16 protein-coding genes and 1 pseudogene are annotated in these 16,775 nt (G+C 42.1%); 6 read left to right on the top strand and 11 right to left on the bottom strand.

Features of this window, described 5'->3' with window-relative positions; translation table 11 throughout:
* Positions 1-6: 6 nt before the first annotated feature.
* The 4 genes from V7K40_RS18220 to V7K40_RS18205 form a co-directional block, all read right to left on the bottom strand.
* Positions 7-411, bottom strand: a complete 405-nt coding sequence (locus V7K40_RS18220) for a transcriptional regulator (protein ID WP_334962043.1) — start codon at positions 409-411, stop codon at positions 7-9.
* Positions 395-694 carry a type II toxin-antitoxin system HigB family toxin gene (locus tag V7K40_RS18215; RefSeq protein ID WP_334962041.1) on the bottom strand — a complete coding sequence of 100 codons (300 nt, stop codon included), beginning with the start codon at positions 692-694 and terminating at the stop codon, positions 395-397. Before V7K40_RS18215 ends, V7K40_RS18220 begins: the two co-directional genes overlap by 17 nt.
* A gap of 65 nt (positions 695-759) precedes the next feature.
* Positions 760-1,188, bottom strand: a complete 429-nt coding sequence (locus V7K40_RS18210) for a DUF2358 domain-containing protein (protein ID WP_334962039.1) — start codon at positions 1,186-1,188, stop codon at positions 760-762.
* Positions 1,189-1,200: 12 nt separating this feature from the next.
* Positions 1,201-2,355, bottom strand: coding sequence for a family 10 glycosylhydrolase (locus tag V7K40_RS18205; RefSeq protein WP_334962037.1), 1,155 nt, complete (start codon positions 2,353-2,355; stop codon positions 1,201-1,203).
* Positions 2,356-2,812: 457 nt separating this feature from the next.
* Between V7K40_RS18205 and uvsE the strand changes: the two genes are divergently transcribed.
* The 3 genes from uvsE (at position 2,813) to V7K40_RS18190 (ending at position 5,591) form a co-directional block, all read left to right on the top strand.
* Complete coding sequence (uvsE, locus tag V7K40_RS18200; protein WP_334962035.1) at positions 2,813-3,769, top strand: UV DNA damage repair endonuclease UvsE; 957 nt, start codon at positions 2,813-2,815, stop codon at positions 3,767-3,769.
* Between the two features lie 211 nt (positions 3,770-3,980).
* Complete coding sequence (locus V7K40_RS18195) at positions 3,981-4,844, top strand: alpha/beta hydrolase (RefSeq protein ID WP_334962033.1); 864 nt, start codon at positions 3,981-3,983, stop codon at positions 4,842-4,844.
* A gap of 291 nt (positions 4,845-5,135) precedes the next feature.
* Positions 5,136-5,591, top strand: coding sequence for a pentapeptide repeat-containing protein (locus tag V7K40_RS18190; RefSeq protein WP_273766479.1), 456 nt, complete (start codon positions 5,136-5,138; stop codon positions 5,589-5,591).
* 447 nt (positions 5,592-6,038) lie between these two features.
* Here the strand turns inward: V7K40_RS18190 and V7K40_RS18185 are convergent, their stop codons facing one another.
* Positions 6,039-8,150, bottom strand: a complete 2,112-nt coding sequence (locus V7K40_RS18185; protein ID WP_334962031.1) for a M3 family metallopeptidase — start codon at positions 8,148-8,150, stop codon at positions 6,039-6,041.
* Between the two features lie 262 nt (positions 8,151-8,412).
* Here V7K40_RS18185 and V7K40_RS18180 point away from each other — a divergent pair.
* Positions 8,413-9,107 (top strand): annotated as a pseudogene (locus tag V7K40_RS18180) (Uma2 family endonuclease).
* A 372-nt stretch (positions 9,108-9,479) separates the two neighbouring features.
* Complete coding sequence (locus tag V7K40_RS18175) at positions 9,480-10,436, top strand: hypothetical protein (RefSeq protein ID WP_334962029.1); 957 nt, start codon at positions 9,480-9,482, stop codon at positions 10,434-10,436.
* A 549-nt stretch (positions 10,437-10,985) separates the two neighbouring features.
* Here V7K40_RS18175 and V7K40_RS18170 read toward each other — a convergent pair.
* Both V7K40_RS18170 and V7K40_RS18165 read right to left on the bottom strand, forming a co-directional pair.
* Entirely contained in the window at positions 10,986-12,806 is a 1,821-nt protein-coding gene (locus V7K40_RS18170; protein ID WP_334962028.1) for an ABC transporter ATP-binding protein, read from the bottom strand.
* Between the two features lie 69 nt (positions 12,807-12,875).
* The gene (locus V7K40_RS18165) at positions 12,876-13,697 is read right to left on the bottom strand and encodes a DUF6816 family protein (RefSeq protein WP_334962026.1); all 822 of its coding nucleotides are present in this window, start codon (positions 13,695-13,697) and stop codon (positions 12,876-12,878) included.
* 304 nt (positions 13,698-14,001) lie between these two features.
* On the opposite strand from V7K40_RS18165, the gene V7K40_RS18160 reads away from it, so the two are divergent.
* Positions 14,002-14,340: a carbon dioxide-concentrating mechanism protein CcmK gene (locus tag V7K40_RS18160; protein WP_334962024.1), complete on the top strand. Its 339-nt coding sequence runs from the start codon at positions 14,002-14,004 to the stop codon at positions 14,338-14,340.
* A 5-nt stretch (positions 14,341-14,345) separates the two neighbouring features.
* On the opposite strand, the gene V7K40_RS18155 is transcribed toward V7K40_RS18160, so the two are convergent.
* From V7K40_RS18155 to rpsP, 4 genes are all read right to left on the bottom strand, one after another.
* The gene (locus V7K40_RS18155) at positions 14,346-14,750 is read right to left on the bottom strand and encodes a ChuX/HutX family heme-like substrate-binding protein (protein WP_298911033.1); all 405 of its coding nucleotides are present in this window, start codon (positions 14,748-14,750) and stop codon (positions 14,346-14,348) included.
* 37 nt (positions 14,751-14,787) lie between these two features.
* Entirely contained in the window at positions 14,788-15,741 is a 954-nt protein-coding gene (locus tag V7K40_RS18150) for a PhoH family protein (protein WP_334962022.1), read from the bottom strand.
* A gap of 274 nt (positions 15,742-16,015) precedes the next feature.
* On the bottom strand, positions 16,016-16,450 hold the full coding sequence (locus tag V7K40_RS18145; protein WP_334962020.1) for a KH domain-containing protein: 435 nt from the start codon (positions 16,448-16,450) through the stop codon (positions 16,016-16,018).
* The gene (gene rpsP, locus V7K40_RS18140) at positions 16,413-16,673 is read right to left on the bottom strand and encodes a 30S ribosomal protein S16 (protein ID WP_298911042.1); all 261 of its coding nucleotides are present in this window, start codon (positions 16,671-16,673) and stop codon (positions 16,413-16,415) included. The genes V7K40_RS18145 and rpsP overlap by 38 nt, the downstream gene beginning before the upstream one ends.
* Positions 16,674-16,775: the final 102 nt, after the last annotated feature.

The raw sequence follows: 16,775 nt of genomic DNA, 5'->3' as shown, positions 1-16,775 counted from the left end.
AATAACTTATTCTAAAATAAACAAACTTGTATTAACATAAAAAAACTTTCCCAAAGCCTCAGCTTGTTCTTTCGTGATTTCTAACTCGCCATCAATGATTTTAGTAACAATCTCGCTCGAACCAAGAATTTCTACCAAATCAGCTTGTTCCAAACTCCTAGCTTCCATCAAATGTTTGAGTCTTGAACGAGGTGTTGAAACATTAAGCTGATAATGTTTTTCTTCAAAATCCTCAATCAGTTTTACCAATAATTCCAACAAAGCATCCTCTTCAGGAGTCAGATGGGAACGAGAAAGCAGTTCTTCAACAGTTTCTAAAAACCTCTCGTTTTCCTCTTCTGTCTTGACAATCCGAGGTTGATGTTGAGACAGCAATTGGCTGTAAATGTCTGAGTTAAAAGTAAGGGTCATTTTTCCAGTAGTCTTTGTCATATTCGGCATGAGTTAAGACATATTTTATATAGATGACCTGCTTTTCATAATTAATACTAGCAATTAAGCGGTATTTATTACCTTTGATGTTGAAAACTATAAACTCGCCTACTGCTTCGGCTTTAGGATAAATAGTTTGAACTTCTAACAAATTACCCCAGTCTGCTTTACTAGCAGTTATGTACCAGTCATCAAGTGCTTCACAGCAATCAGCGTGTTTTTGGCAGAATTGTCGTAGCTTTTTCCGACTGATGACGTGCATTAATTTCTGATTTCGGCGTTTCTCAGCTTGTTCTGGATAAATTTTTAACTCACCATGTATCTAAATTAGCTCTCTCCTCCTTTTTGCCAAAACTGCTTTAAAATTTCCCCTGGTTTACGATCCCATGTGTCGATATGCTCGTATATCAAATTATCTTGGTTGAGTTTATACGTTGAATAGCCATTAAAAAGCAAACCAGCTTTCCAGGGAACGCGTAACACTCCCCGCACTGTCCACTTTGCTAAAATCGTGTCTTCGGCTGACTGATAAACCTCATGCACATCAAAAGAAATTTGGGTAAAAAATAGCCGAGCGTGAAATCGTAAAGTCCAAAATATAATCCGATAGTTAAATTTGTATTTGAATGTATTTACCGGATCTTTAAAGTAGATATCCTGTGTATAGATGTCATAGGAGATATCTTTTTGAAAAAGTGTTGGTAAATCCTGTTTTAGAGTCTTAATTACCCGTTCCACTGGCAATTTAAATTCCATGCGCCTTTTCCCTTAAAAAATCTTTTTTAACAACCTTTCCACCCCTTGCCAAATAGAAGATGTCCTCTTGTTACTCACATCAGCCGCACTCAAATCTGACAGAGTAGGAAATGATGCAGACTTAGCATAAGACCCATTTCGCAAAACTTTAGCTAGGGTATTGTTATTCTCTCGCAAACCTTCGTAAAAAAAGAATACCTCTCCTTGAATACCAAGTTGGCGATTGTATTCAATTGCCTGCACCAGATATTCTGGACTAATACAATAAGAGCCAAGCTTCATCAAAATTCCCGGTGCTAACTTCAGCAACGTCGTATCTGTGAACTGCTGGTTTACCAGTTTATCAGCGATCGCAGGGTAACTCCTAAAGTCACGACGATAAATCTGCGGGTGAATCAGATCAACTATTCCCCGCTTCAGCCATGCGGGCGAGTCTTGCAGATATTCCTGGAATGCCCAATCATAAATATTAGGTGCGATCGCTACTAGCAAGTTAGAATTCACCGCTTTCACCTCCCGGTAGAGACGCGCCAAGAACTCAGTGAGAATATCTGCCCGCCACTGTAACCATTGCCTATCCTTGGGGTTCTGTGGCGGATTGCGATTAAATTCTTGACGATAGCGGGTGAGAGTTTCCTCGTCATAGCCACCTTCACAGGGGAATGCAGGGAAGCGATCGTCACCTTGGACGCCATCCACATCGTAATTTTTCACAACCTCCAGCACCAAGTTCAACAAGAATTCCTGCACCTGGGGGTCTAGTGCATTCAACCACTCAAAGCCATTTTTCTTCAGTAAGTTGCCCTTACAATCACGGGCAGCCCATTCCGGTTTTTTCTGTAGAAGTACACCACCATTCAAATTGTAGGAACTGGCAAAACCGTATTCAAACCAAGGAATGACTTTCAACCCAACTCGCCGCGCCTCAACTACCACTTCTTCTAAAGGGTCGCGGCCTAGAGACATCGGGTCAATTTCAACTCCAAATGTCTGCTGCATTGTTTGACTAGGATATAAAGTTACTGCCTTGTTCCAAACAACGGGGAATACCACATTAAATCCTGTCTCGGCAAGGAAATCCATCGCCTCAGCAATGCGTTGTTTTGACCTGAGAACTTTACTATCAGTAGTGGTCAGCCAGATACCACGTGTTTCTATTATTGCCATTTCTATAAATTGAAATTCTCGGCGCTGCACTATCTAAACATTGATTAGCCGACGATACCGCGCCTGTATTATTGTGTAAATCCCATAGGCAACCAAACCTAGTACACATCGGCAAAAATAAACTACCCATTCCAAATCGCTCAAAGCCGCGAAATTCGAGCTTTTTGACTTTTGACTCTTGAACGCCAGTTGCTTCTCCTAAAGGAGACGCTGCGCGAACAAGTCGGCAGAGCCGCCCAACGCACTGGCTCCTTTTGACTTCCGCGCAGCGGTACTAGTGCCACAATACCCAAAAGCCATGCTTGTCCCAATGATAGCACTGGGCTTTATTTACCGAAGTGAAATTAGTGGAGTGCCGTAACTTAAGAGTTCATTCTTTAGGTAGTCGTAGGTCAATGGCAAAACTTGTTTAAATTAATAAATCTTCAAAATAAACAGCAGTTAGTAAATATAGTTAATGACTGTAATCGAGTTCCAAAATTTACCTAATCCACAGCAGTGTCAAAAAACTATACTGCCCAACTTAGGACTAGTTTGCATCACTTCTGACAAACAAGTGCGCTTTCGGACAATGACGCGCACACGTTACTTAAAACTTTCCCTTAGTGAACGTGAAAGCGCCCTGAGTGAACTGTATCAGCATAACTTACAACGCTTGCATGACGCCCTCTCGTTTTGTCAGCAGAATCAAATTCAGCTGTATCGGATGTCTTCTAATTTATTTCCTCTAAGTGACTTAGAAGACGAAATCGGTGCAAATATATTAGAGGCAATGAGCGCTGATTTAGCAACAATCGGTCAACGAGCAAATGCATTGAGTATAAGAATCGTGTTGCATCCAGATCAATTTGTAGTGTTGAGTTCTGATTCTTCCTCAGTGGTACAAGCAAGTATCAATAATCTAGCAGGACATTCCCGCACACTTGACTTACTGGGCTTATCGCGATCGCCTTGGTCATTGATGAATATTCATGGTGGCAAATCTCAACGTGCTGAACAACTAGTAAAAGTAATTTCCTCACTACCAGAAAATATCAAAAGCCGCTTGACTCTAGAAAATGATGAATATGCCTATAGCGCCAATGAAATTTTAGCAGTATGTCAGCAAAGTGGCGTGCCGATGGTATTTGATGCCCATCACCATATTTGTCACGAAAATTTAGATAGCTACGATCATCCGAGTGTAGCATCCATGTTTTATGCAGCGCAAGAAACTTGGACAAATCCAGATTGGCAATTAGTCCATATTTCCAATGGTGAACAAGCTTTCAATGATAGAAAACACAGCGACTTGATTACCGATATGCCCAACGTCTACCACCAAGCACCGTGGATCGAAGTCGAAGCCAAACAAAAAGAAAAAGCGATCGCATATTTGCGCTCTTGGTGGCTGATGAAAAATAATTGTATCTAAATTAACGCGAAACTTTTTAGCTGACGAAAGTCTGTAGGGGCTATCCATGCAACACTATAAATGTAATGCGTAAGGTTTCATAGGGTTTGTTACTGTACATCACTATCGTAATACTGTCTTTCAATAGATGTGAGTTTGCTCAAAATAATATTACACTTATTAAGTGCAGTATGATTATTTAGTACTTGATAATGTTAATATTTGATTAATTATGTCTTTAATAGAAAGTTATTGGAAACACGATTATATAACTACTAATGGGGTGAAACTACACTACGTTACTCAAGGTGAAGGCCCCTTAATATTGATGTTGCATGGTTTTCCTGAGTTTTGGTACTCTTGGCGGCATCAAATACCAGAATTTGCCCAAGATTTTAAAGTCGTCGCCCTTGACTTGCGTGGCTACAACGATAGTGATAAACCAAATGAGCAATCAGCTTATGTAATGGATGAATTTATCCAAGATGTTGAAGGAGTAATTAAAGGATTAGGATACCAAAAATGTGTATTAGTTGGACATGATTGGGGTGGTGCGATCGCTTGGAATTTTGTCTATGCTCACCCCGAAATGGTAGAACAATTAATTATCCTTAACCTGCCTCATCCTGCCAAATTTGCCCAAGGCTTACGTACTCCCCAACAGTTGCTACGTAGTTACTACATGTTTATCTTTCAACTACCGTGGTTACCAGAATTATTTTTACAATCTTCAAATTACCAAGCAATTGAAACAGTTTTTAAAGGTACAGCAGTTAACAAAAGGGCTTTCACTAAAGCGGATATTGACGCTTATAAAGATGCTGCTGCAAAACGCGGTGCCCTCACAGCAATGTTGAACTACTACCGCAATATTTTTCAACAGAGAATGCTAAATCCAAATAGGGGCATTTTAAAAGTGCCAACACTGATGATTTGGGGAGAAAATGATACTGCACTCGGCAAGGAACTAACCTACGACACCGCAACCTATGTTAGGGACTTTCAAATCAAGTATATTCCCAATTGTGGTCATTGGGTGCAGCAAGAACAACCTGAATTGGTTAATCAGTATATGCGAGAATTTTTGAGGACTTAAGCTAATAGTATTTGCTAAAAAGTATAAATACTTATCAAAATAGCCAAATTATGGCGAGTAGTGCAAGCTTTTAAAAAGATTTAACAGTGATTTAACACTGGCAGTTTTTTAGGGTTTATCGAGTAAAAATCGCCAAAAATCAGAATCAATGGCATTTGTAATCTCACTTTTATCCCTGTTTCATATCACAACCAACTTGTAAAGGCATAGATTGACCTCAGAAAGTTTAGTGAGATAATAGAGTTGTGAGGGACAGAACGGACGCAACTTGATTATTAAAGGGGGAAAATTATGAAACTCCAGCTATTAGCGGCCATGGCCTTAGCAACTCCCCTATTTTTCGCTAGCTCGGTTAGAGCCGAGAATCCGCAGGACTTACAAAAACTGCTTTCAACTGGGGAATGTGTCCAGTGTAATCTATCGGGAGCTAACCTCAGTGGCGCTCATTTAATTGGTGCTGACTTGAGAGGCTCAAAGCTGCAAGGAGCTAACCTTGTAGGGGCTAACCTCGAAGGTGCTGACTTAACTGGTGCAAACTTAGCAGGTGCTAACTTAACATCAGCTTACGTAACCAATGTGAATTTGAAGCAAACCAATCTCAACGGAGTAAATTTTACTCGCGCGACGATTCACGATTCTAATGTGTATAAAGCATCAATGAATGATCTCAATCTCACTGATGCCGAAATATTTAACACTGGAATCGGGATTGGTGGAGAAGATGCCGAGATTCCCGATTGGAAATAGGCCCAACTGAGTAGGCAGGTTAAAATAAACAGAACATAGGTTTTTGCGGGTTTTAAATCAGAGAAACTGGTTTTTTGCCAGCATTATCCTTAAAATCTGCCTATACAAAAATAAAAATATTAACCCTTCTGCCTTGTAATCACTTTATTATGACGAAAGCAGAGGGGTTTCTTATTAGGATTGAGCCGATATCCACGCAAAAATGATCCTCCCTAACCCTCCTTAAAAAGAGGGAACTAGAGCAAGCCTTTTTAACGCCTTGTGATTACCAACATCTTTATAAAGTGGTTGTGTAATCAAATCAGCAGCCTAACACATATCCTGTAATCTCAACCAACCCCGCCATAAGGTCTACCAGGTTGGCAAACCATGTCTAGCTAAAGATTGTTTGCAAAGATTTGATGCCAGTAGAGACGTTGCAATGCAACGTCCCTACAGAGGTGTTGTTTAGTTTACAGCAGCACTGACTAAACCATTGTGCCTAAGCAAAGCGATCGTACTTGGTTCACGACCTCGGAAAGTTTTAAACACCTCCATTGGATGCTGACCACCACCGAGTGCCAGCACCGTATCCCGATAACGCTGACCTGTAGCTTTTATAGCTTCTTCATCTTCTAGCCCAGCTTCTTCAAAAGCGGCAAAAGCATCAGCACTCAGTACCTCAGCCCACTTATAGCTGTAGTAGCCTGCTGCATAACCACCCTCAAAAATATGTCCAAAAGCACATAAAATTGAATCTTCTGGAAGTGGTGGTAAAACCATAGTAGTCTTAGCTATGCGATGACGCACATCTGACGGAGTTTCATTATTACCAGGGCGATAGCGGTAGTGTAATTCTAAATCAAGACTGCTCAGGTGGATCTGCCGCAACATGGCAGTACCACTCATATAATTACGCGCCGCTAGCAGCTTTTGATAGTAATGCTCCGGTAGGGCTTCACCAGTTTCGTAATGCTTCGCCATTCCAAACAAAGTGGGTCGCTCATAACACCAGTTTTCCATAAACTGACTAGGTAGTTCCACTGCATCCCACTCTACGTTATTGATGCCTGCGGCTCCGGGATAGTCAACCTTAGTGAGCAGATGGTGCAATCCATGACCAAACTCGTGGAACAAAGTCTCTACTTCATAGAAAGTCATCAAACTAGGTTTACCATCTACGGGAGGACTTTGATTACACACCAAATAAGCTACAGGTAAGCGGATGGCAGTGACACCATTTTCAGTGATTTTGCCCCGATTGATGCACACATCCATCCAAGCACCACCGCGTTTCTCTGCTGGACGGCTGTAGGGGTCTAAGTAGAAGTAGGCTATGGGAGAACCAGTTTCATCAGCAATTTGGAAATAACGGACATCCTCATGCCATACTGGCGCTTGACCATCGGCACAGGTGACAGTGACGCCAAACAGCCGCTTGACTAGTCCAAATAAGCCGTCTAACACTTGGGGAAGGGGGAAGTAGGGACGCAATTCTTCAGCGGTAAAGGCAAATTTTACTTCTCGTTGGCGTTCTGCCCAAAAGCTGATATCCCAGTGTTTTAAATCCGTAGCTTCTGCTGCTCCCTGTGCCGCTGCAAAAGCTTTGAGTTCTGCCAAGTCTTTGACAGCAGCATCATAACTAGCGCGGCGTAGTTCTTCTAACAGGGCGTTGACTGCCTCAACATTGGGAGCCATTTTACTAGCTAGGCTTAATTGAGCAAAACTTTTAAAGCCTAGTATATCTGCAAGTTCTTGGCGCAACTTCAAAATGCGCTCAATTAAGGGGTTGTTATCTAAATCGCCACCAGAAGCGCGGGTGATATAAGCTTTGTAAAGCTTTTGGCGCAAATCTCGACGGGTGCTGTGCTGCATGAAAGGGCCGTAGCTGGGGAAGTCTAAAGTAATCCGCCAGGGGCCATTTTCAAGTGTGGCGTTGCTTTCGCCAGCTGCACGAGCACCTTGGGCTGCTAAACTCACTAAGCTTGGTGGTAAACCGTCAATTTCCGCTTGTGTTGTTAGGGTTAGGCTGAAGGCTTTAGTGGCATCAAGTACGTGGTTAGAGAATTTGGTAGAAAGTTCTGCTAATTCCATCTGTATGGCGTTGAAACGCTCTCTTGCCTCTCCTTCTAAGCCAACACCAGAAAGTTCAGCATCTCGAATCGCGGCTTCTACAATGCGCTGTTGAGCTAATTCTAAAGTTGCCCAACTATCACTAGTACGGAGTGCCTTAAAAGCATTATAGATGGGTTGGCTTTGACCAAGCTTGTTGATAAACTGTACGACTAGTGGCTGTACTATTTCATGAGCTTCGCGCAGTTCGGGGCTATTTTTAACACCCATTAAATGATTCACCACCCCCCAACTCCAGGTAAGCTGTTCAGTTAGCTTTTCTAAGGGTTCTACTAAACCACTCCAAGTAGGCTCTACATTAGTCTCTAAGGTGGCAAGCTGTTGGTCAAGTTCTGCCAGCAACTGATTGAAGGCTGGTACTACTCGTTCTGGTTTAATCTCTGCAAAGGGAGGTAAACCAACGCCTTGAAGTAGGGGATTGTCGGAAATAATAGTACTTGCACTCATGGTTTTGTGTGAACTGCGGATGAATAAAAATCATTATTGATTTTTATTTATATATCTTCTAATGTAGCGATCGTTGTGCTAAATAGTCTTGTCATTCTGGCAATATAGCAAAAAAAACGAGAGTTACTCAGAAAATTATCTTGATACAACTATTTTGTTTGGTTTGTGAACGATACCTGACAGGCAACAGTTCCAGAAATATCAACGAAAGTCTCTGAGATAATATAATCATGCACTCATCCTCTCAATCAGGTGGCTAATTATGACTAGCCTCTTACCCAGTTCTCAACCAACAGAAGTTTTTTACCCAAGCTCGGATGGTGAACCTTTGGTAGAAAGTTATGTTCACTTATATGATGCTCTACTGGCAACTTTAGAGTATTGAGGCAATATTTGCTGGGTAGGCAAGCAACGGTTTTGAGTAACCAGTTTCTCTACTATGCTCAGGGTTTTCCAAAGTTACGCGTAGCTCTAGATGTAATGGTGATTTTTAATGTTGCTCCCGGAGGTAAAGATAATTACAAGATATGGGGAGAGGGACAAGTACCTGTAGTAATCTTTGAAATGACCTCGGAGGGCACTAAAAACCAGGACACGGGTTTCAAGAAGACGCTGTATGAGCAGTTAGGGGTACTGGAATACTGGTTATTTGACTCCAAGCGAGAGTGGATTAAGCAGCAATTGCAAGGGTATCGGCTGCTGCGAGGCGAGGTGTATGAGCCAATTACAGATAGTCGATGTGAACCTTTGCAGCTGCGCTTGCAAATAGAGGGACAATTGATTGGTTTTTATCGAGAAGACACTGGGGAAAAGTTGCTGATTCCAGAGGAGTTGGCAGAGGCGCTGAAACAGGAAAGATTTACCAAGGAACAAGCCCAGTGGCAGGTGGAAAGGTTGAAGGAACACTTACGTAGAGGCGTTGGCGCAGCCTCTCGTAGAGAAGCGGCTTGTCGTTAGACATCGCTTGGTGTTGACCCTGATACTATCTAGCCATACATTTACCATCGCTCTTAGCGGGTGCTTCGCATGATCGCAGAGTCCATTCACCTACCTCAACCTGACCAAAGGCGATCGCTAAAAAAGATCATAACGTATTATGTCAAACAGGTAGCTCATCCGCCAGCATGGGCGTTACCCTGAAAGCACAGTTTCAGCCCAAGAATCCCACGCTTTCGAGGCGTGAGAGTGTCCAATTAACTTAGCGTGATCAACCGTCTTTGCCGAACCGAGAAGGGAGGCTCTATTTTTATGATTTTATTTGGCAACTCATCTTTTTACTCGTAAAATCGAAGACAAGATCAAGGTCAGTAGAAAAGAGTCCCTAAATTAATGAATACGTTAATCAGTCAGGGTGGAAGAGCTATCACTAAATTTCAGATGATAGACCGGATAAATGATATCGTTTGGCAGGCTCACCAAGGTAGCGTTGCTGCGATTATTCAGCTATTGAACGAAAAGCTAGCCAAGTCTGGTGTCAGAACTAGAGCCATTTTTTCTGATGGTGTCTTACAACTTCTGTGCGAGGCGGCTAGGGTAGAGCAACTTGAGCAATCTCCCCTTGTAGAACAAATCCAGCAAATTCTTGAGTCCATCGCCCCGCGTCACATTCGCCGAGTCAATATCAACAGTCGAATTGTTCGCGAACAACAATTACTTTGGTTAAAGGAAATAGATAGCGATCGCGAAAACCAATTGCTTTGGTCACAGGAAATTACATTAATTCAGCCCAATATTCTAAAGCAACTAATTAAAGATTTCACAGAAGCTCAAGCTGAACTAGGAAAACCAAATTTCCCTAAAGCTCCAGTTTCTCGTCCTTTAGTACTTATTAACAAAGAAAAACACGAAAATAAACCGAAAAAAAAGATATTAGCAGCGGCTGGTTTATGCTCACTTTTGTTGCTTGGTTGGGTTGTTTATGCTCAGTTAGGTAATAAACTAAAAAACCTAATGCAACTAGAAACTTCCAAATCTTTAACTACAGAAAATATTAACGATAATAAAGCCCAGACACCATCCCGTGCTCCTAACAATAGCCTTTCTGAGCCATCTGATGAGCCATTTGCAATATCTGTGCGAATTGCCAACCAAGCTTCTGCATCTGGTAAAACAGCCACAACCTCAACTCAGTGGTTAGAGATTGCTGCTAAGTGGCAACGGGCTTCAGATTTAATGGGTACGGTGCCACAAAACCACAGCCGTTATCAGGAAGCTAAAATTCGGACTCAACTATATAAGAAATACAGTGAGGCGGCACAGAAAGAAGCCGATAAGAGTAAATCTTAGTTTTTTCTTATTGGAAGACTTTGAATACTGATTAGTATTTTAGCAGTAGTGAATGGATTATTTATTTTATTTACTTCTCGCATTTCACCTAAGCAGGTAAAACGAATTTCAATATGTCGCCGCTTCGATTTTAGCTGACGCTTTTGTTGGAGCGGAGCAAATTCCCTACTGGGTAATATTAATTGTGCCGCAGAATAGGTGCGAAATTGAACTCCTGGCATCTTATTTTGTTGCTGGATCACCAGTTCTTTAACGCTATTTGCAAGTCCCTTAACTTAGATATAGCCGCTATCGATTGGATGAGAACACCAAAATCCTTGCTGTCAAATCATTTCAGTAAAGTTTTTGTATCTCACTCAACTGCACAGCGCTATATTGCACCAGGATCAAAAACTGCCATAGCTTTCTAACCTATGGCTGATAACTTGCATTTCTCTAAAAAGGACTTAAACCCTTTGATAGCATTGATTTCAGTCCACTTAAGTCCACTAAGGCTATCAGCCAAGAAATAAATTTCTTGGCTGGAGATTGAGCAGGTGCAAGAATAAGTTAACTCAGCAGTTCTCCTGTTTCTTGCAGGGAGTGCAAGCGGCGGTAAATACCCTCGTGACGCAAGAGTTCATCGTGGCTACCCACTTCTACAATCTTTCCTTGCTCCAGAACCACAATTTTATCTGCTTCTCGCACTGTGCTTAGACGATGGGCAATCACGATGGTGGTACAAGTGCCCTGAATCGCTCGCATTGCTAGCTGAATCGAACGCTCAGACTCATAATCTAAGCTAGACGTGGCTTCGTCAAAAACTAGGACGTCTGGTTCCACTAGCAACGCCCTGGCAATTCCCAAGCGTTGTCTTTGTCCTCCAGATAACCTGACACCTCTTTCTCCCACGACGGTGTAATAACCTTGGGGTAAATGCTGCACGACTTCATCCACTCTGGCAATTTTACAGGCTTCCTGAACCTGCTCCAAGCTGGCATCTGGTCTACCGTAGGTGAGATTATCCAATATAGTACCGTTAAAAACGTCTACTTCTTGGTGAACGATCGCTAATCTCCGTCTATATTTACCCACATCCAAAGTGCGAATATCTTGACCATCAATCAGAATTTGACCTTCTTGAGGTTCAAAATATCGCAACAACAATTTCACTAAAGTAGACTTACCAGAGCCGGAACGCCCCACTAATGCCACTGTTTGGTATGGCTCAATCAACAAGTTAATATCTTGCAAAACTTGACGGTTAGCATCATATCCAAAACTGAGGTGTGACAACTCAACTTTTCCAGTAAATTTATAAGGTGATTCTGCCTGCTTGCTCTCTTCTAAAAGACTATCTGAATCAGATGGAGTTGGCTCTTGGAGAAATTCGTTAAACCGCAGCATGGAAGAGTAACGACGGGCGAAAACTTCTGCCAAGTTAGTAATAGGTTCTAAATCGGCATATGCCATGCTGGAAAGAGTTAAGGTCATGACAAAGTGACCAAGAGAAATTCTCCCATCTATTGTTGCTGCTAAAGTCAAACCCAGGATAGTAAACACGCATAACTGAATTATGGTTCTTTGCCAAGTAGCCAGTTTCACATAACCTTTGTGGATGCGATAATCAAGGATCATTAATTCACGATCTAAACGTTGCTTTTGCCGTTTCAGTTCCCTAGCTTCTGTAGCAAATGCTTTCACTGTTTTGATATTGGTAATCAGTTCAGAATTGCGGCTTTCGGTATTCTCTGCATATTTATTTAGACGACTTTCGTAGCTAATCAATTGCTGTAAATCCTTCAAGCTGAAGCTGAGAATAATTACAAAGGAAATTAGATATAAAATCGCAATTCGCCACTCAATCACCAAAATAAACACAAAAATTCCCAGTAAACGAACCAGTTTAGGAATCAACTGTCCGGCGATTTCGGGATACGCCCAAGTGAAGTTCTCAACACCTCTAGCTACTCTTCCAGCGATGCGTCCGGGGTTATTTTCGTCATAAAATTCCAGTGGGAGAGTAAGAATTTTGGCGATAGCTGCTTCGGTTTTCTTTCGACGCGACCTGAAAGTTATATCCCAGTGAAACCAAACAGTCAACCAGGGCTGTGTTGGCGCTTTCACTACGGTGACAACAAAAATTAAACCCAGTAATACACCCAAAGATAGAAGTTTATTAACAGGGTAATTGGTTATGTCTGAAACAATTGCGATCGTACTTTCAAGTGGTTTATCCAAAGGTTGACCAGACAAAACATTTAAAATCTGTCCAATCGCATAAGGGACAACCAAATCAATGATTTCGTAAATGCCGGATGTCGCAATACTAAAAAGACCTAGCTTCCAGTCAGAGCGAAAGTAATTGACAATATCTTGAAATTTGGCCATGATGCACACCGTCCAAGAGCGCGATCGTGAGCTTGGCATTTTTTGTACTACAATCGTAATACAAACAAATCAAGGGCTAATATGTTTAAATGACTTCTTTGAAGTAGTAGGCATTTGCGCTGGGACAAATTCTAGGCGATAGCGATAGAGGGCAACAGGTCGAGAACCAGCCTTAAAGTAATCTGGATCTTGGGGTGAAAGATAGACAGCAGTAACTTGATCTGCCTCAATCGCCAGATTAGCTGTTGGTAGTTTATGATAAGCGGTGGTAGATTCTACAGAGTTGAAATAGGGGCGTGAACCACCTTTAAATAGTTGTTGAAACACTTCTGTAGTGATGAACTTGCCATTAGGGGCAGTTTCTGTGGCCCGTGCAGTCACAATGGAAACTAGTTGGTGACTGTTACGCAAAAATGTAATCTGACGATTAGGTGAATCTGGATCTATTTTAACTAATAACACCGCTTCATCCCCTAAATAAGCGCGTGCCAAATTCAAGCTATTAAACGCTCTATCTGCGATTAAAATTGGGGATTTGTAATCTGTCTGAGGAAATATTTTTAACCCAGAAAAATGTGGTTGCTCTTTCACAAATCTTACTACAAAACTCACAGGCTGATTTAATTGTCGGCGATTACCTTCAAACCCTGGTGTTACGATATCTGGTGCTAAAGGCGCGACTAAATCTACCAACGTACTTCTAAGTTGCCAATAACCAGCCATCCATTCAGGGTAAACCAAATCACCCGAAGCCGGTTGGACTGAAGTTAATTTTTCCCATTGGGGAAAATTTGCTAACCGTTGAGATAACTCTTCTGCAAGAGCTTCGCCACTCCACAATAGGAATAAAATCAGCAAGCAAAAACTCCAAATTACCTTCATTGTACGCATTAGCAGTTTCGTATTTATCGATTAAAAATCAAGTAAGTTTTTGTAAAAAATTAAAAGTTTGTAGTAAGTGGTTTAACGCTCAAGCGCTGACTAAAAACTAATCACAGAGTTTTACTTTTTTTGTATAGTTCAGTTTATTTGTGCCAATTTACTTAATCTATGAGATAATAATGCACTTCAGCTATTATGTATTATTCTACTAGCTATTCACCCACCGAATACCGTTTAGTCACTGATTTACCATCACAAAGAGCCAATATAGTTAAAGATACTTAACCCGACAATCCCAAATTATGGTAATAGCATGACATTGGCATTAGGTATGATTGAAGTTTATGGCGTTCCCACAGCAGTAGAAGCGGGAGATGCCATGTGTAAAGCGGCCCGTATCACCCTTGTTGGTTATGAAAATACTGATTTGGGGCGAATTACCGTGTTAATTCGGGGGGTTGTAGGCGAGGTAAATGTGGCGATAACAGCAGCATTAAAGGCGGTTCTGCGAGTTAACGGCGGCGAGGTGCTTTCTTATCATATTATTCCTCGCCCCCACGAAAATTTAGAATATGTTTTACCGATTCATCACAGCGTTAATGTGGAGCAGTTCAGTGCAGATATCCGATTTCCTCCACCCCTATCAGTTTAGCCGGATTAAATTTCTGCTGGTAAAGGTTGCCAAATATCTCCATATTGCTCCCGTAAAGCTTGCCAAGTTTCAACCTGTCCTGATTCATATTCTCCCGGTTTACCCCATTGCAAAAATAGGCTTAAAGCAGGCTCCTGTTTCTCATCTAAAAACCGGATAGCATAAGTTGTAAAATTACCCCTTTTCGCTTCACCTGTTTCAAATTTCACTTGAGTAATTTTGTCCATATTCAAGTGAAACTCAAAGCCTTCGGTGTGCATATTCGCATACTTACCCTTTGGTAATTCTGCATAAAATAACTTTTCTAGCTTACCCCTTGCTTCTAATACAGCAGCGCTGCTAGTGACAATTAGACGCAATGTTCCAAGAGTTTCACAAGCTGCTAAAAATTCTTTCAAAGTAGTACTCATAAATTGTTATCCTTCGTTATTTGTTGATGCCCTATGTCTATTTTTCGTATTGTTCATAAGCAGCGACAATGCGCTGAACTAGAGGATGGCGCACAACATCTTTTTGGGAAAATTCGCAAAAGGCAATGCCTTCAACCTGTTTTAAAACTTGTAAAGCCACTACTAAACCCGATTGTTGATGAAGTGGTAAATCAGTTTGTGTCATATCGCCTGTAATCACCATCCGAGAACGGAAGCCTAAACGAGTCAAAACCATTTTCATCTGAGCAGGTGTAGTATTTTGAGCTTCATCCACAATTACAAAGGCGTTATTCAGGGTGCGTCCTCGCATATAGGCGAGTGGTGCGACTTCAATCACACCACGTTCCATTAAACTGGGTACTTTTTCTGGGTCGATGAATTCATAAATAGCATCGTAAAGTGGGCGAAGATAGGGATTAACTTTCTGCTGCAAGTCTCCAGGCAAAAAGCCAAGTTTTTCACCGGCTTCGACGGCAGGACGAGTTAAAATTAGCTTTTCAACCTGGTTAGCAAGGAGTGCTTGCACAGCGACAACAACGGCAAGATAAGTCTTGCCGGTACCAGCAGGCCCAATCCCAAAGGTGAGGTCACGCTTACGGAGTGCGTCGATATATTGACGCTGGCGAAAGGTTTTAGCACGGACTTCTTCACCCCGACGAGTTTTAGCAAGGACATCTCGCTGTAAATCTTGCAGTTCCCCTTGACGATCGCTATCTATGGCTTGACGGGCTGTTGAAATATCGGCACTGGAAATGGTATTGCCTTTAATCCAGAGGTCTTCAAGCGATCGCACTAATCGAGAAGCCAGATCAATTTGCCCTTGGGTACCACAAATCAGTAATTCCTGTCCACGTAGCACTAAACTGGCTCCTGTTTGCTGAGATAGGGTTTTGAGATTTTCTTCTCCTTCTCCTGCAAGAGCGATCACACTGGGAATATTCGGCAGCTGAATTGTTAAGGCACCTGCCATAGTATTTCTTAATTGGTGAGGATCTGTGTTTGACAAAGGTTAATGTTTTCTCGCCAAGGGCGAAATTAAGCTTTTATTACTTACATTTTGAAAAAATCTTGGCAACAAATGAATCGGCTGTAGGGGCGTACAACTGTACGCCCCTACTATCAGCAGTATGGTACTGGTGAAGAGTTCAAAAAAAGATCCAAAAATCTTTTTGCTACTTTCCATCTTTACAAAAATTCTGAGCGGAGGTGATCACAACCGCTCAGACTTGCTCTGTAGTTTTAACCTAGCGGAGACGGGGTTTAACAATGGGTTTAGGCCCATCATTTGCCCGCGGTTCTCTCCTAGTTGGCGGTGGCGATCGCTCTTCTGTGTCTTCATCAAAAGACATACCCTCGCGGCCCGGCGTGGTGCTGCCGTAGATATCCAGGTATACTGATTGCCCAGCAGTAGCAGCTGCTGCGGCAATTACTGTACGAATCGCCTGAATATTACGTCCCCCTCGACCAAACACTTTTCCTTTATCTGTGCTATCAAAGGCGATGCGAACCCAAACCCGGTTGAGGGTCTGAGAAATTTCACAATCGACGCTTAAAGTCTGTGGAGATTCCAAAAACGGTTGCACCAAAAACTGAACCAGCCCAACATAGTTGGGACTAGCTGTTGGGGATATTGTTCCGGAATTATGATGCGGCTGTGGCACTGACCTGTTCAAAAACATTGGCTTTTACTAAAATGCGACGGACGGTGTCAGTGGGTTGAGCGCCTTGTTGTAGTCGCTTGACGATGCCGGGAACGTCTAGTCGCACTTCATCGGTTCTGGGGTTGTAGAATCCCAACTCTTCTAGGGGGCGGCCATCACGGCGAGTGAGACTATTAATGGCGATAATGCGGTAACTTGCTTCCCGCTTTTTACCGTATCGCTTCAAGCGCAGTTTGATCATGGTTGAAGAATCATTCTCCTGTTGGTTGTTAGATATTAGTTAGTAACTAGTTGCTGAGGAAGTAGCTTAAATCTGGCTGCTGCCGAGAAATTCAGGGTCAGT

Source organism: Nostoc sp. (assembly GCF_036917195.1).
Taxonomy (GTDB): domain Bacteria; phylum Cyanobacteriota; class Cyanobacteriia; order Cyanobacteriales; family Nostocaceae; genus Nostoc.
The sequence above is the reverse complement of the archived record's forward strand: the minus strand, read 5'-3'. Positions and strand labels throughout refer to the sequence as shown.

Coding starts and splice junctions, on each gene's coding strand:
- V7K40_RS18220 (WP_334962043.1), bottom strand. CDS start 411: ATGACCCTTACTTTTAACTCAGACATTTACAGCCAATTGCTGTCTCAA.
- V7K40_RS18215 (WP_334962041.1), bottom strand. CDS start 694: ATGCACGTCATCAGTCGGAAAAAGCTACGACAATTCTGCCAAAAACAC.
- V7K40_RS18210 (WP_334962039.1), bottom strand. CDS start 1,188: ATGGAATTTAAATTGCCAGTGGAACGGGTAATTAAGACTCTAAAACAG.
- V7K40_RS18205 (WP_334962037.1), bottom strand. CDS start 2,355: ATGGCAATAATAGAAACACGTGGTATCTGGCTGACCACTACTGATAGT.
- uvsE (WP_334962035.1), top strand. CDS start 2,813: ATGACTGTAATCGAGTTCCAAAATTTACCTAATCCACAGCAGTGTCAA.
- V7K40_RS18195 (WP_334962033.1), top strand. CDS start 3,981: ATGTCTTTAATAGAAAGTTATTGGAAACACGATTATATAACTACTAAT.
- V7K40_RS18190 (WP_273766479.1), top strand. CDS start 5,136: ATGAAACTCCAGCTATTAGCGGCCATGGCCTTAGCAACTCCCCTATTT.
- V7K40_RS18185 (WP_334962031.1), bottom strand. CDS start 8,150: ATGAGTGCAAGTACTATTATTTCCGACAATCCCCTACTTCAAGGCGTT.
- V7K40_RS18175 (WP_334962029.1), top strand. CDS start 9,480: ATGAATACGTTAATCAGTCAGGGTGGAAGAGCTATCACTAAATTTCAG.
- V7K40_RS18170 (WP_334962028.1), bottom strand. CDS start 12,806: ATGGCCAAATTTCAAGATATTGTCAATTACTTTCGCTCTGACTGGAAG.
- V7K40_RS18165 (WP_334962026.1), bottom strand. CDS start 13,697: ATGCGTACAATGAAGGTAATTTGGAGTTTTTGCTTGCTGATTTTATTC.
- V7K40_RS18160 (WP_334962024.1), top strand. CDS start 14,002: ATGACATTGGCATTAGGTATGATTGAAGTTTATGGCGTTCCCACAGCA.
- V7K40_RS18155 (WP_298911033.1), bottom strand. CDS start 14,750: ATGAGTACTACTTTGAAAGAATTTTTAGCAGCTTGTGAAACTCTTGGA.
- V7K40_RS18150 (WP_334962022.1), bottom strand. CDS start 15,741: ATGGCAGGTGCCTTAACAATTCAGCTGCCGAATATTCCCAGTGTGATC.
- V7K40_RS18145 (WP_334962020.1), bottom strand. CDS start 16,450: ATGTTTTTGAACAGGTCAGTGCCACAGCCGCATCATAATTCCGGAACA.
- rpsP (WP_298911042.1), bottom strand. CDS start 16,673: ATGATCAAACTGCGCTTGAAGCGATACGGTAAAAAGCGGGAAGCAAGT.